Source organism: Gilvibacter sediminis, from assembly GCF_028561565.1.
GTDB lineage: Bacteria > Bacteroidota > Bacteroidia > Flavobacteriales > Flavobacteriaceae > Gilvibacter > Gilvibacter sediminis.
Genome location: NZ_JAQQTE010000001.1, coordinates 104821 through 119124, shown reverse-complemented (window position 1 = coordinate 119124; position 14304 = coordinate 104821). Strand labels below are relative to the sequence as shown.

The 14304-nt window shown below is 43.8% G+C and carries 13 protein-coding genes; 7 read left to right on the top strand and 6 right to left on the bottom strand.

Translation table 11 applies throughout. From position 1 onward, the window contains the following. Window positions 1-24: 24 nt before the first annotated feature. The 7 genes from POW22_RS00460 to POW22_RS00430 all read left to right on the top strand — a co-directional run bounded on the left by POW22_RS00460 (window position 25) and on the right by POW22_RS00430 (window position 6318). Entirely contained in the window at window positions 25-1170 is a 1146-nt protein-coding gene (locus POW22_RS00460; protein ID WP_272830403.1) for a ligand-binding sensor domain-containing protein, read from the top strand. Between the two features lie 131 nt (window positions 1171-1301). After that, window positions 1302-2894 (top strand): T9SS type A sorting domain-containing protein, encoded by a 1593-nt coding sequence (locus POW22_RS00455; protein ID WP_272830402.1) that lies wholly within the window; start codon window positions 1302-1304, stop codon window positions 2892-2894. 232 nt (window positions 2895-3126) lie between these two features. After that, window positions 3127-3927, top strand: a complete 801-nt coding sequence (locus POW22_RS00450; RefSeq protein WP_272830401.1) for a MotA/TolQ/ExbB proton channel family protein — start codon at window positions 3127-3129, stop codon at window positions 3925-3927. Window positions 3928-3947: 20 nt separating this feature from the next. After that, window positions 3948-4388, top strand: coding sequence for a hypothetical protein (locus POW22_RS00445; protein ID WP_272830400.1), 441 nt, complete (start codon window positions 3948-3950; stop codon window positions 4386-4388). Between the two features lie 9 nt (window positions 4389-4397). After that, a complete protein-coding gene (locus POW22_RS00440) occupies window positions 4398-5006 on the top strand; it encodes an ExbD/TolR family protein (protein ID WP_272830399.1) in 609 nt (202 codons plus the stop codon). Between the two features lie 27 nt (window positions 5007-5033). After that, window positions 5034-5528: an ExbD/TolR family protein gene (locus POW22_RS00435; RefSeq protein WP_272830397.1), complete on the top strand. Its 495-nt coding sequence runs from the start codon at window positions 5034-5036 to the stop codon at window positions 5526-5528. Between the two features lie 124 nt (window positions 5529-5652). After that, complete coding sequence (locus POW22_RS00430; protein WP_272830396.1) at window positions 5653-6318, top strand: outer membrane beta-barrel protein; 666 nt, start codon at window positions 5653-5655, stop codon at window positions 6316-6318. Here POW22_RS00430 and POW22_RS00425 read toward each other — a convergent pair. The 6 genes from POW22_RS00425 to frr form a co-directional block, all read right to left on the bottom strand. Further along, window positions 6313-6918 (bottom strand): hypothetical protein, encoded by a 606-nt coding sequence (locus POW22_RS00425; protein WP_272830394.1) that lies wholly within the window; start codon window positions 6916-6918, stop codon window positions 6313-6315. The two genes, POW22_RS00430 and POW22_RS00425, sit on opposite strands and share 6 nt — an antisense overlap. Continuing rightward, complete coding sequence (gene rpoN / locus POW22_RS00420) at window positions 6918-8372, bottom strand: RNA polymerase factor sigma-54 (protein ID WP_272830392.1); 1455 nt, start codon at window positions 8370-8372, stop codon at window positions 6918-6920. The genes POW22_RS00425 and rpoN overlap by 1 nt, the downstream gene beginning before the upstream one ends. A gap of 81 nt (window positions 8373-8453) precedes the next feature. After that, the gene (asnS, locus tag POW22_RS00415; protein WP_272830391.1) at window positions 8454-9896 is read right to left on the bottom strand and encodes an asparagine--tRNA ligase; all 1443 of its coding nucleotides are present in this window, start codon (window positions 9894-9896) and stop codon (window positions 8454-8456) included. A 59-nt stretch (window positions 9897-9955) separates the two neighbouring features. Continuing rightward, window positions 9956-12358: an efflux RND transporter permease subunit gene (locus POW22_RS00410; RefSeq protein ID WP_272830390.1), complete on the bottom strand. Its 2403-nt coding sequence runs from the start codon at window positions 12356-12358 to the stop codon at window positions 9956-9958. A 67-nt stretch (window positions 12359-12425) separates the two neighbouring features. Beyond that, window positions 12426-13652 (bottom strand): hypothetical protein, encoded by a 1227-nt coding sequence (locus POW22_RS00405; RefSeq protein ID WP_272830389.1) that lies wholly within the window; start codon window positions 13650-13652, stop codon window positions 12426-12428. A 78-nt stretch (window positions 13653-13730) separates the two neighbouring features. After that, entirely contained in the window at window positions 13731-14285 is a 555-nt protein-coding gene (gene frr, locus POW22_RS00400; protein ID WP_272830388.1) for a ribosome recycling factor, read from the bottom strand. Window positions 14286-14304 lie beyond the last annotated feature (19 nt).

Sequence of the window (14304 nt, the reverse complement as noted above, 5' to 3'; positions counted from 1 at the left end):
CATTTAATGGTTATCTTTAAAGGTATGGCAGCAATAACGAATAAAAGAATTCTATTGGTTGTGCTGGGTGGATTTTTGCTCAGCGTTGGGGCCTGTAAAGGGCAGCAAGAATCAGAATCTGCAGAAACTCAGGAGAAGCAGGCTAAGCCTGTTGCCCCAACAGCCTATCAATCCGATATATTCAATCAAAACCCCTATGGTGTCCCGGTAGATGATTATGTAGAAATCTTTTATCAAGGGCAAGTAGCGCATTGGGTGCGCGCCTTAGCTGTGGACCAGCAAGGCCAGGTTTGGATGGGCACCAATCATTATGGGGTGGCGCGTCATGACGGGACCCAGTTGCAGTACTTTAATGAAAAGGACGGCTTGGGGAATGATCGTGTTAATAAGATTCTAGTGGATCCGCAAGGCGTAGTTTGGATCGCCACCGCTGGCGGCGTGACCCAATATGAGGATGGCGTCTTTAGAAATTACACCACCAAAGACGGTTTGGCAGATGACGGTGTTTACGGCATGTATTTGGATAAAAGCGGTCGCTTGTGGTTTGGAACCAACCAAGGCGTCTCTTATATGGAAAACGGAAAGATCTATCCTTTTGAGGTTCCTAAACCTGAGGAGGAAAATCCCAACCCTTCACTTTCCGATAATGGCGTAGGAGATATTTTTCAGGACAGTAAGGGGCAGTTTTGGTTTTCTTTTGACGGTTACGGGATCACAATTTACGACGGAGAGGAATTTCGATTTTTAACTACTGCGGATGGTCTGCAGGACAATAAGGCCGGTGGATTTTACGAGGACAGCAAAGGTGGAATTTGGATCAGTAGTATGTTGGGCGGTATTAGCAGATATGCTGATGGTGCCTTTGAACATTTTACTAAAGATGGCATCGTGGACGGCGTAGAGACCTCTGGTGTTTATGAAGACCGCAAAGGTGATCTCTGGTTCGCTGCAGAACATCAAGGCGTGTACCGTTACAACGGTGAGACCTTTGAACTCTTTAATGAGAAGGACGGACTCCTTTCCCAAGGTATCATTACGTTTTATGAAGATGATCAAGACCGATTTTGGCTGGGCGGTTGGAAGGGCCTGTTTAGATTTGATCGAGAAGCCGAAAAAGAGGGCAAACCCAGTTTTGTGGCGGTGACCCAGGACGGCGGACCTTGGAAATAAATTAAACCTCACCCGTGAAGTTTATCTTCAACGCCAGGCAAACTTCATGTATTAGCGGCTGTAATTCAACAGCTTATATTTTTTTGCTACTTTTAAGGGTGGACAACGTTAGATAAAGATCCACAAATGCTATGAAAACCCTTTTTGTCCTTTTTGGTCTTGCGCTCTCTTGCTTCCCGCTCATGGGGCAAGAATACGAGCTCTATTGGCAAAACAGCTTTGGAGGTTCAGCGGGTGATGCCGCTATGAGCATTATTGAAACTCCAGACGGTCATTTTATTGCTGCCGGACATTCGTCCTCTGGGATTTCTGGGCTAAAGACCGTTCCCAATTATGGAAACAGCGATTATTGGGTGATCAAGTTTGCTTCAGACGGCACTATACTTTGGCAACGCGGATTTGGAGGTGACACTTCTGATTCTGTAAGAACTGTTCTCAATGCGCCAGATGGCGGTTATTTAGTTGCGGGTACCAGTTTATCCGGGGTGTCGGGAAACAAAACGGTGCCTAATTATTACAGCCTCTACGATTTTTGGTTTGTCAAAGTAGATGCTGATGGGAACGAGCAATGGCAAAAGGTTATCGGCGCAAACAACTCAGATCATTTAAGAGATATAGTTGTTTCCAGTGATGGCGGCTACATCATGGGTGGAACTTCGGATTCTTCCGGTTCCTTTGATAAAAACGAACCCAATATAGGTGGCTGGGACTACTGGGTTTTAAAGCTCAATGCCGATCTGGAAATACAATGGCAAAATACCATTGGCGGTACCAGTAACGATTGGCTGGAATCGCTTTACGAATTAGCCGATGGCGGTGTGATCCTAGGAGGAACTTCCATATCTAACAGTTCTGCAGATAAGTCAGAAGAGAGTATTGGCGGGGTAGGTTCCAGAGATTATTGGATTGTGCGCTTGGATGACACCGGAGCCGTAGTTTGGGACCGCACCCTTGGCGGCTTGGATTGGGACGGACGAGCTCGCGTCTTGGAACTCCCGGACGGTCGCATTGTTGTGGCGGGCACTTCAAGATCCAACAGTTATGGTCATAAATCCGAGGATTCCTTGGGTTCAATGGATGTTTGGGCCTTGCTTTTAGATACCGACGGTACCATTCTTTGGGAAAATACTATTGGTGGTGATCAAGCCGAGGAAGTAAAAGACATTAAATTGACACCAGAAGGAGATATTATGGTAGCGACCACTTCTTCTTCGGCCGCTTCAGCAGATAAGTCGGAACCCAGCGTGGGTGGAAGTGATTTTTGGTTGTTTCTGATAGATACTGATGGAAATGTACTTTGGGACGATACTATTGGTGGGTATTTTAATGACGGAGCTACGGAAATTAAAATTGACGGTTACGGCAATCTATTGGTAAGTGGTGCATCATCATCGGCAGCAGGAGGCGATCACGAAGGCCCAAACTATGGTGAAGCTGATTTTTGGATCCTCAAGATGGATAATGTACTCAACACCTTTGAAGCTGACGGTACTCTCCTCGAAGTGTATCCCAACCCAAGCTCAGGATTGTTAAATATTCAAACGAACCAAATGATCTTGGAGGTCAAACTTTATGATCAATTGGGTAGAACGGTAAATCAACTGTCCGATCTACAAGCCTCTAAAAGTTTGGATCTCTCTAATCTTGCTTCTGGAGTCTATCATTTGAAAATAGTGACAGAATCTGGCACTGTTGTTAAGCGGGTGATCATGCAAACCCGATAATACCTACAAATAGTTTGGCAAATGCTTCATTCTCAGGCCTCTTTATGAGTGTCTGAAAATGTTAATTCCCAACTGTTTTGAACCTGCTATTACGAAGCTGTCAAGGAATGGGGGTTAATTTTGAAAAAAATCCACGTTTTTAGCGGCTTTGCAATAGCATTCTTCTTTGTTTGAAAGAATATTTTTTTATCTTTAAACCCTTAACTAAAAACAAACTTTTAAGTCGATAGCAATGAAAAAATTATTTTCTATTTTGGCAATTGCCGCCATGGTATGTGCAGGTAGTTTTAGTGCACAAGCTAACTCGTACAATGCCAACAATGTACACGAGGTGATCACCTCAGTATCATCTAACATTATTCAAGATGCAGATGCCGGAGCAGCGGATGACGCTGACGCTGGTTTCCACCAAGAGCTTAAAAAGCGTTTCATCGAAGGAGGTCCTGGTTTCATGGGAATTGTACTTCTTTGTTTGATCCTTGGTTTGGCTATTGCCATTGAGCGTATCATTTACCTTAACCTTTCTACTACCAACACGCAGAAGTTGGCAGAAAGCGTTGAAGATGCGCTAAATAGCGGTGGTGTTGAAGCTGCTAAAGAAGTATGCCGTAACACAAAAGGACCTGTAGCATCTATCTACTATCAAGGTCTTGACCGCGCCGACGAAAGCATTGACGCTGCAGAGAAAGCAGTAGTTGCTTACGGAGGAGTTCAAATGGGACAACTAGAAAAGAACGTGTCCTGGATTTCATTGTTTATCGCACTGGCACCGATGCTTGGTTTCATGGGTACAGTAATTGGTATGATTCAGGCCTTCGATAAGATCGAGGCAGCTGGAGACATGCAACCATCATTGGTAGCGGGAGGTATTAAAGTAGCACTTTTGACCACAGTATTTGGTCTTATTGTTGCGATTATCCTTCAGATCTTCTACAACTACATCATCGCTAAGATTGACAGCATCGTTAACAATATGGAAGATGCATCGATCACACTTATCGATATGTTAGTTGACTACAAAAACAAGAAGTAATAATCACACCAATTTAAATTATGGGTTTACATAAAATTTTAAAATACGTAGCCTTAGCTCTGGGAGTCGTTGGCCTAATTCTATTAGGACGCGTGATTGCCACAGGGGACGAGGCTATCAAGAGTGACGCTGCCATTCAGGGGAGCGTAGTAGATCCTTTCATGTTCGTAGCCTATGTAGTGCTCGCCATTGTATTGGTGTTAGTACTCTTCTACGTAGTTAAAGGAATCTTTGCAGGGGACATTAAGAAGACCCTGATTTCAATAGGAGCATTCGTATTGGTTGTTGCCATTTCTTACGGTATTTCTGAAGGAGTTGAGACTCCAATGAAGGACGGTGAGGTGCTTTCTGCTAGCGGCGCACGCTGGGTAGGAGCTGGTCTAAGAACCTTTTATATCTTGGCTTTCGTAGCCATTGGTACTATGCTCTTTAGTGGAATCAAGAAATTAATTGCTAAATAATTATAAGGTATGGCAAAAAGATCTGCACCCGAAGTAAACGCAGGGTCTATGGCGGACATCGCCTTCCTACTATTGATCTTCTTCCTGGTAACAACCACGATCGAAGTAGACAGCGGTATCAGTCGTAAATTGCCTCCTATAGAGGATGTTGAAGACCCTCCGATTATTAAGCAAAAGAACATTTTTACTGTTCTTATTAATAAAGACGATTTGCTTCTGGTAGAAGATGAAGTGATGGAAATTAAAGACCTTAAGGAGGCCGCTATGGCGTTCTTGGACAACGGTGGAGGAACAGGCGAAGAAGGCTGTGACTATTGCCGTGGTAAGAAAGATCCAGCATCATCTGACAACCCTGATAAGGCGATCATTTCCTTACAGAATGACCGTTTTACCAGCTACAAAGCTTATATCGCAGTACAGAACGAGTTGGTAGCCGCGTACACCGCGCTTCGTGAGCGTGAGGCCCAGCGTCTCTTTAACAAGAGCTTTATTCAGATGGAGATCGATGTAAAAGACGGAAGTAACTATACTGGTGATAAAGAAAAGCTAAAGGAGCAAATAGAACAAGTAAAGTTGTTGTTTCCACAAAAACTTTCCGAAGCCGAACCAAAAAAGTAGACGTTTAACCCTAAACTCAAACAAACTATGAGTAAATTCAAAAAGAAAAAAGGAGGCGATCTACCGGCAATTTCAACGGCCTCGCTACCGGATATTGTATTTATGCTACTGTTCTTTTTTATGGTGGCTACTGTGATGCGTCAAAACACGCTTAAAATCCAAAACACTTTGCCAACGGCAAACCAATTGGAGAAGCTTGATAAGAAAGACCGTATCATCTATATCTATGCCGGGAAGCCTAGTGAGCGTTACCAGTCTACATTTGGACAGGAAGCGCGCATTCAGCTGGGAGACAAGTTTGCTGATGTAAAGGATATCAAACTCTATATTGAGTCTGAGCGTGCTAAGAAGAACGAAGCACTTATTCCTTTCTTGACAACAGCACTTAAGGTAGACAGCGAAACCAATATGGGATTGGTTAGTGACATCAAGCAAGAACTGCGTAAAGTAGAAGCTTACAAGATCAACTACACCACACGTAAAGCCGTGGATCAAGCCCAGGTTTTCGAGAATATGAACTAAAGGTTTTTAGTTAATCTTTAAAAACACCTCCATGATTATTGGAGGTGTTTTTTTATTCGGTATATTTAAAATGATGTTATCCAGATTCCTGTTTTTCGGCCTGTTTTTAATCAGTTCTCCACTGATGTTAGGGCAGTCTTTGGATGATACTGAGACCGTTAAGGACAGTGTCCCTTTAGATGAAAAATACCGAGAGGATCAGTTCTATTTTGGGGTGACCTATAATTTGCTTACCGATACACCTCCCGATGTTAAGATCCGCGGTTTTACCGGTGGTGCCCGTTTTGGGTTTGTACGTGATATGCCTGTAAATGCCAGCAGAACCCTATCCATTGGATTGGGTGCAGGTTTGGGATTCAATCGCTACGGAAACACCCTGGCCATCTCAGAAGATGATAACAACCAATTACAGTTTCAGGTCCTTAATGAGGAGACCAACTTTGAGAGCAATCGCTTTAGTGTTTATCACGTTGAGGTACCCTTGGAGTTTAGATGGAGGAGCAGTTCGCCTAAACAGTTCAAATTCTACCGTGTACACACGGGTGTGATCTTTAGTTATGCCTATTGGAATCGGGCTACCTTTGTCCAAGATGGCACACGATTTAAGCTCAATAATGTTGAGACCTTTAATCCCTTTCAGGCAGAGGCTTTTCTGTTATTAGGATACAACACCATCAATTTCTACGCGGCCTATAATTTTACCGCCTTCTTTGATCAAGAAGCAAAACTGGAGGACAACGTACTCAATTTTAGACCGCTTAAGCTCGGTATTCTCTTTTATTTCCTATAGCCAATAACCCAAAAGGATCAGCTGTGGCATAACGCCTAAGAACGCTCCGGCCAATAACTCTGGAGCAGTATGTGATCGGGTATAGAGTCTGGAACTGGCTACCCATCCGTTTATGAAGAACAATAATCCCAATGCTAAGAGCATATTGGTGGAAAAGTGTACGCTGAGGCCAAAGACAAAGAAGGTCACACCAGCTACACCCATCATATGAAGGCTGGCTTTAAATTCTAAAACTGCCAATATAAAGGCCGCTAAAGTGGCAAATAAGACCCCGACAAAGAAGAAGTACAGCTCTGGAGTGTCATAGGGGTTGTAGACCATTTTTAGGACCAACAATAGCAAGACACACTGGATCATTAGCGGTGCTTTGCGCTCGCGAACCGTCTCTAAACTCATGGAGGAGATCCACCCTAAATTCCGAAGCAAATAAAAGCAAACTACGGGTATACAAACCGTCACAATAAGTAAGGCTACTAGCTTGGTTTGGATGATCTCGGGTTCAAAAAACCGTCGGGTCACCATATAATACACAAAAGCCCCAAGCATTGGCATGAACAAGGGGTGAAACAAATAAGCCGCTATGCGTAAGAATATACCCATTAGATCTCTTTGCGTAAACGCGCAACAGGCAGGTCTAATTGTTCTCTGTACTTGGCAACGGTGCGTCTGGCAATTGGATATCCCTTTTCTTTAAGGATCTTGGCCAGTTTATCGTCGGTGAGGGGTTTCTTTTTATCTTCTTCTGATATGGTGATCTCTAAGATCTTTTTGATCTCTCTTGTGGAAACGTCTTCGCCTTGATCATTCTTCATGGATTCTGAGAAGAACTCCTTGATCAATTTAGTTCCATAGGGTGTGTCTACATATTTGCTGTTAGCAACTCGAGAAACCGTAGAGACATCCATACCAATGGTATCTGCGATGTCCTTCAGGATCATTGGGCGCAGTTTGCGCTCATCGCCGCTGAGGAAGTATTCATGCTGATAATGCATAATGGCATTCATAGTGACCAGCAAGGTCTGTTGTCGCTGTCTAATGGCCTCTATAAACCATTTGGCGGCATCTAGTTTCTGCTTTATAAAAAGTACCGCATCCTTTTGAGACTTCGTCTTTTCTTTGGAGGCCTTATACCCTTTAAGCATGTCTGAATACTCTTTGGACACGTGTAACTCTGGCGCGTTGCGACCGTTGAGTGAAAGTTCCAATTCGCCATCAACAATTCGGATGGTGAAATCTGGAACTACGTGCTCCACCATTCGCGTGCTGGAGGAATAGGTGCCTCCGGGTTTTGGATTGAGACCTTCTATTTCATGTATGGCGTTTCGCAGCTCGTCTTCAGTGATATTGAATTTGTGCTGCAGCTTGCTGTAATGTTTTTTGCTGAAGAGTTCAAAGGCATCCTCAATGATATCTATTGCCAATTGCACTTCTGCTGTAGGAGATTTGCGTTCCAATTGTAACAGCAGGCATTCTTGCAGGTTTCTCGCGCCTACTCCTGCTGGATCTAGCTGTTGTACCAGTTCCAGAACCTCTTCAATCTTCTCTTCTGTAGTGTATACGTTTTGGGTAAAGGCCAGATCATCCATAATGTCAATCACAGGACGTCTGATGTAGCCACTCTCATCTACACTTCCCACTAAAAATTCAGCGATCTCTGACTGCTCTTCATCCAAACGAAAGGTATTGAGCTGCGTCATTAAAAACTGAGTAAAGGAAGTTCCAGAGGCATAAGGTACCTGTTTGTCCTCGTCATCACTGCTGTAGTTGTTTGCAGAGAGCTTGTAGGACGGTATCTCGTCATCGCTCAGATAGTCATCAATATTGATGTCTGTTTCAATCTTCTCTGCGTCGGACTCGTATTCTTGCTCTCCCTCATAGGAATCTTCCCGCTCTTCAGTACGATCCTTTCCGCCTTCTAGTGCTGGGTTTTCTTGCATCTCTTGAGCAATGCGCTGTTCGAAAGCCTGAGTAGGCAATTGAATAAGCTTCATCAGCTGGATCTGCTGCGGAGATAGCTTTTGAGAGAGTTTAAAATTGAGTTGTTGTTTTAACATCTAAACGAGTTGTACATAAAGTTATAAAAAAACGATCTTAAAAAGGTAATTAAGATCGTTTTCTATTGGCTTTTTCTGGGTCTAAAATTCCGCGTTCTTCGGTGTTCTAGGGTAAGGAATCACATCTCTAATGTTCCCCATTCCCGTAACAAACTGAACCAGACGTTCAAAGCCCAATCCAAATCCGGAGTGAACTGCAGTACCAAACTTACGTAGGTCTAAATACCACCAAAGTTCCTTTTCATCAATTCCAAGATCAGCGATCTTTTGTTTGAGTACATCATAGCGCTCCTCACGCTGCGATCCTCCAACGATCTCTCCAATTCCTGGGAACAACACATCCATAGCGCGAACGGTTTTCTCATCTTCGTTTAGACGCATGTAAAATGCCTTGATGTTTGCTGGGTAATCAAACAAGATCACTGGGCATTTAAAATGCTTCTCTACCAAATAGCGCTCGTGCTCACTTTGCAGATCTGCTCCCCATTCATCAATCGGGTATTGAAACTTCTTCTTTTTGTTAGGCTTGGAATTCTTTAAAATGTCAATGGCCTCCGTATAGCTTACGCGCTTAAATTGGTTGTTCAATACAAAATCCAATTTCTCGCGTAGCGGCATTGGGCTGCGTTGATCTGCCGGTTTGCTGGATTCTTCTTTGGTCAATCGCTCTTCTAGGAAAGCCAAATCGTCTTGACAATGCTCAACGGCATACTTGATAACGTATTTGATAAAGTCCTCTGCCAGATCCATATTGCCATCCAAATCACAGAAAGCAACCTCTGGCTCAATCATCCAGAATTCGGCCAAGTGACGCGAAGTATTTGAATTCTCTGCTCTAAAGGTCGGGCCAAAAGTATACACTTTGCTTAAGCCCATGGCATAGGTTTCTGCTTCCAATTGACCACTCACGGTCAAGTTAGATTCCTTGCCAAAAAAGTCTTCTTTATAATCCACATCACCATCCTCAGTTAGTGGCGGATTCTTAGGGTCCAAAGTGCTTACGCGGAACATTTCTCCCGCTCCTTCTGCATCACTCCCGGTAATGATCGGGGCGTGCATATAGTAATAACCGTTGGTTTGGAAATACTCGTGCACTGCGAAAGCCAGCTTAGAGCGCAAACGCATGACCGCACCAAAGGTATTGGTGCGCACACGCAAATGTGCTTGCTCGCGTAGCTTCTCTAAGGTGTGACGCTTTGGAGACAGTACGGTGAGCTTAACCTCTTCCGGATCAGCATCTCCTAAGATCTCTACTTTAGAAACAGCTACTTCAACGGCTTGTCCGCTTCCTTGACTGGCCACTAGAGTTCCGGTTACTGCAATCGCAGATCCAGTGGTAATGCGCTTGAGTAATGCCTCGTCAAAATTCTCAAAATCAACGACGCATTGAATATTTTTAATAGTAGACCCATCATTCAGGGCAATAAAGCGGTTAGAACGGAAGGATTTCACCCAACCGCGTACAGTAAATTCTTGTAAGGAAGGCTCGCTTTGGAGCAACTCTAATACTTCTTTATAGCTCATAACTTTCGCTTTATACGGGGCAAATATAGATGTTCGTCAAGACACCGACAAGCCCCTGTTTACTTATCCTTTAGGGATTCAATTTCTTCTTTGTCCAAGATGATTCTAAGCGATGGTTTTCGCATCGTATCCTGGTTGGCAATGCTGCGTTCCAAAGAAAGCAACAAGGAGGGGAGTAACATGAGGTTTGACAGCATGGCAAAGAGTAAAGTGGCCGAAACCAATCCGCCTAAAGCCACTGTACCTCCAAAGCTGGAGATCATAAATACTGAAAAACCAAAGAACAGCACAATGGAGGTGTAAAACATACTCACACCGGTTTCACGGAGCGCTGCATAAACTGATCTGGAGATCTTCCATTTTTTGGCGATGAGTTCCTGCCTGTACTTGGCCAAAAAGTGAATGGTGTCATCCACAGAAATACCAAAGGCAATACTGAATACCAAAATGGTTGAGGGTTTGATAGGAATACCAATGAATCCCATCATTCCGGCTGTCACTAATAGGGGTAATAGGTTTGGTAATAAAGACACCAGGATCATCTTCACGCTACGGAACATCCAAGCCATAAAAATTGCAATCAACAAGATCGCTAGGGATAAAGAAATAATCAGGTTGCGCACCAAATAGCTCGTTCCTTTTTGGAATACTAAAGCCTTTCCGGTTAAAGTGACTTCGTAGCGTTCTTCTGGGAAGATCTTTCCAATTTCCTCCAGTAAGTCGCTTTCAATTTCATTCATCCGCTCCGTTGGCGTGTCTTTGATAAAGGTTGTGATCCGCGCATATTGCCCTGTGGTGTCCACATAACTTTTCATCAGATCTGTGCTTTCTGAAGAGTTTTTGGCGAAGGACAGAATAAAGGTGCGCTCTTGGGAGTTGGGCAACTGATAGAACTCCGGATTGTTATTGTAATAAGCCTGCTTGGAATACTTCACCAAGTTGACCACAGAGATCGGGTTTGAAAATTCAGGGATTTCCTCAATAATGGTATGAAGCTTATCCATTCGTTTTATGGTAGCCAGCTTCATTACGCCTTCTTTACGTTTGGTGTCAATGAGGATCTCCAAAGGCATCAAGCCTTCATATTCCTTTTCATAAAAGCGGATGTCTTTAAAGAAGTCCGCGCTTTTAGGCATGTCTTCAATGATACTTCCGGAGATCTCAATCTTGTAGATCCCAATGATGCTCGCCGTTAAAAGAATCACAGAAACGGCATAGATGGCTACGCGGTGATGCTTCACCATGTTTTCCATCCAAGATACAAAGCTGCCTATCCAGCGCTTGTTCAAGTGCTTTAAGTGCTTGTATTTCGGGATCGCCATATAACTGTAGACAATCGGAATGATAAACAGACAGAGTAAAAATATCGCGATGATACAGATCGAAGCCACCGTACCAAACTCCTTAAGCAATTGGCTTTTGGTTAAAATAAAAGTCGCAAAACCTGAAGCCGTGGTCACGTTGGTCATCAAGGTGGCGTTTCCAACCTTGGTGATCACTCGTTGTAGCGATTTGGCTTGATTCCCGTGGGATTTTATTTCCTGCTGATATTTATTGATCAAAAAGATGCAATTCGGGATTCCTATCACAATGATCAAAGGTGGGATCAGCGCGGTAAGCACAGTAATTTCATAATGCAGCAAGCCTAAAATACCAAAGGCCCACATTACTCCAATGATCACGGTGATCATGGAAATGAAGGTCGCTCTAAAGGATCTGAAGAAAAAGAAAAAGATCAAAGAGGTCACTAGTAGCGCGGCCCCAATGAACAATCCAATCTCGTCAATGATATTCTGTGAGTTCAGGGTGCGGATATAAGGCATCCCCGAGGTGTAAACGGTGATGTCGTAAGTGTTCTCAAACTTCTCGATCTCTGGAATCAGATCGTTGATGATAAAATCTCGTCGAGCGGGTGTATTTACCAACTCTTTTTTGAGATAGATCCCAGTTCTTATGGATTGCTTGTTCGGACTGTATAAAAGCCCTTTGTAAAAAGGCAGTTTTTCAAAAAGACGGTATTTGTACCAGGCGAGTTGTTCTGCCGTAGGGATAGAATCTGTGATGAAAGGTTCCAGGTCAAAACGCTCCTGATCATCGTTCTTGTTCAATACCTGCAGATCTCCTACGGACAGGGTCAGTTCAATTTCTGGGTACTGTCCAATTTTTTTGGAAAGTGCATCCCACGCCAAAAAGTTCTCGGGTTGGAAGATCGCCGTGTCTTTTACACCGATCACGATCAAATTCCCTTCTTCTCCAAAGGTTTCCAAGAAATTGTTGTAGGCTAGATTGACCTCATGTTCGTCCGGGAGTAGGTTGGCCTCTGTATAGGTGAAACGCATATGTTTCCATTGCAGTCCCATAAAGACCGTCATCCCTGCGATCACCAATAACATGAGCAGGCGATTGCGCAAAATGAAACGGGCCACGGCGCCCCAAAATCCTATACTGAAAAGTTTATCCACTACAACAGCTTACAATGCGCGCAAAGGTACTAAAATAACAGGCAAAGCGGAGGATTTGCCGGGTTAATTAAATACTAAGGTAGAAGGTGAATTTAAAGGAAAGGTTGTCTTCTAATTCAGGCAGGTGGTAGGCACCATATCGATAGGCAAAACTCAGTCCAAAACCAGAGAAAATTTTGTTGAGTTCCATGCCGAGCTCATTGTAACCTTGCTCTAAAGTGTCAAAGTCCAAACCGAGGTGTCTTTCACGTTGTACCAGAGACCCCAAGGCATGCCGTGTTATAAAGACCAATTCGGGTTTCATTCTATCCGAAATATAAAAACGACGTAGCGCATGACGTACTTGCAATGAGATCAATTTATCTGAAAAGAACTCCCCAAAATACATGGTCTCAAAACTCTGTCTACCTGCAACAGAGAAACGTTGCAAGATCCGATCCCGGGTAGGACTGTTCGGGAAGGCATGGAAAAGGTGGGTGAGGGGAATATCACCAATTCCCAATTTCCCTTCCAAGAGAATATTGGTGCTGGACAGATCGGTCCTTTTAATATAGTAGTCTAGTTTGAGCCCTAGTTTGATGTACTCAAAATCTCCATCAAAGAAACTCCGCAGTCCTTGCGACACTTGTGCGGTTATCTTTGGGAACCCGTCAAAGTATTCAATCTCACCGTCTTCACTTAAAAAGAAGTTCGTTTTTGGACTAAATCTAAAAGAGGCCGTAGCTTCCGCAATGACGTAATTGGAAAAGACCTCATTGCCGATCTCAAATTGATAATCTTCAATCTGAGTGATGTTAGCGCGCGATAGTTTGAACTCCGCCAATATCTTTGGAGTGAGTTGTTGCTGATAGTTGGTGCGCCAAGTTCGGTGTTTGTAAAATTGCGAGATGTTGACCAGGCGCGGTTCAAAAACATTGTAAACTCGTGCGTCGGTCAAGTAAAAGAAACTACCCAGTTCTGAGATATCATCTACATAGGTCAAGCTGAGCCATGATTTAGGTTCCTTTGCCAAACGCACACTGCCCCCAAAACTGAATTTCCAAGCCTGATCTTTAAAACCACGGGCAAAATAGCCGCCAAACTTCAAGCTCTCAAAAAGCTTGTCGTTGGTGGTGCCACCCATTCCTAATCGGATTCCTTCATAGTTGTTGTACTTGAGCAAGTAGCGCAGGTCAAAGTCAAAAAAGGAAAGCGGGTAGAAGCCTGTTTTAAAGACAGAAGGCGGTTTCTCTGGAATGCTGTCTTGCGTGGTTACCACGGGTCGCTGAGCTATGGCCAGGGAAGTGGTCAGCAAAAACAACAGTATAAACGCGGCAGACTTTTGCAAATGAGGTACTAAAAAAGGCCCTTGCGGGCCTATATTGACGAGGGCTTACACCGTCATGATCTCCTGCTCCTTCTTATCGAGGATCTGGTCAATCAAGGCAATGTGTTTATCGGTCATTTCTTGAATATCGATCTCTAGATTCTTTTTCAAATCTTCGGAGATGTCTAATCCTTTAAGTTCGTTGTTGGCTGATTTTCTATCGTTACGCACACCGATCTTAGCTTCTTCAGCTTCTGATCGGGCTTGTTTGGCCAATTCCTTTCTGCGCTCCTCTGTAAGTGGCGGCACATTGATGATCACACTTTCCCCGTTGTTCATCGGGTTGAAACCTAGGTTGGCCATTTGGATCCCTTTTTCAATTTCAGGGATCAAAGACTTCTCCCAAGGCTGAATAGAGATGGTCATTCCATCTGGAGTGTTTACGTTAGCCACCTGACTCAAGGGAGTAGGCGTGCCGTAGTATTCAACCATAACGCTTCCCACCATTGACGGCGAGGCTTTTCCAGCGCGGATGTTGATCAGCTTCTTTTTCAGGTGATCTATAGAGTTCTGCATCCCTTCACGGGCTGCGTCAATAATAAAGTCTACTTCTTCGTCCATAAAACCAAATTTATATTGG

What these genes read in the sequence shown, in the direction of transcription:
- POW22_RS00460 (WP_272830403.1), top strand. Translation starts at nt 25, where the DNA reads ATGGCAGCAATAACGAATAAAAGAATTCTATTGGTTGTGCTGGGTGGA.
- POW22_RS00455 (WP_272830402.1), top strand. Translation starts at nt 1,302, where the DNA reads ATGAAAACCCTTTTTGTCCTTTTTGGTCTTGCGCTCTCTTGCTTCCCG.
- POW22_RS00450 (WP_272830401.1), top strand. Translation starts at nt 3,127, where the DNA reads ATGAAAAAATTATTTTCTATTTTGGCAATTGCCGCCATGGTATGTGCA.
- POW22_RS00445 (WP_272830400.1), top strand. Translation starts at nt 3,948, where the DNA reads ATGGGTTTACATAAAATTTTAAAATACGTAGCCTTAGCTCTGGGAGTC.
- POW22_RS00440 (WP_272830399.1), top strand. Translation starts at nt 4,398, where the DNA reads ATGGCAAAAAGATCTGCACCCGAAGTAAACGCAGGGTCTATGGCGGAC.
- POW22_RS00435 (WP_272830397.1), top strand. Translation starts at nt 5,034, where the DNA reads ATGAGTAAATTCAAAAAGAAAAAAGGAGGCGATCTACCGGCAATTTCA.
- POW22_RS00430 (WP_272830396.1), top strand. Translation starts at nt 5,653, where the DNA reads ATGTTAGGGCAGTCTTTGGATGATACTGAGACCGTTAAGGACAGTGTC.
- POW22_RS00425 (WP_272830394.1), bottom strand. Translation starts at nt 6,918, where the DNA reads ATGGGTATATTCTTACGCATAGCGGCTTATTTGTTTCACCCCTTGTTC.
- rpoN (WP_272830392.1), bottom strand. Translation starts at nt 8,372, where the DNA reads ATGTTAAAACAACAACTCAATTTTAAACTCTCTCAAAAGCTATCTCCG.
- asnS (WP_272830391.1), bottom strand. Translation starts at nt 9,896, where the DNA reads ATGAGCTATAAAGAAGTATTAGAGTTGCTCCAAAGCGAGCCTTCCTTA.
- frr (WP_272830388.1), bottom strand. Translation starts at nt 14,285, where the DNA reads ATGGACGAAGAAGTAGACTTTATTATTGACGCAGCCCGTGAAGGGATG.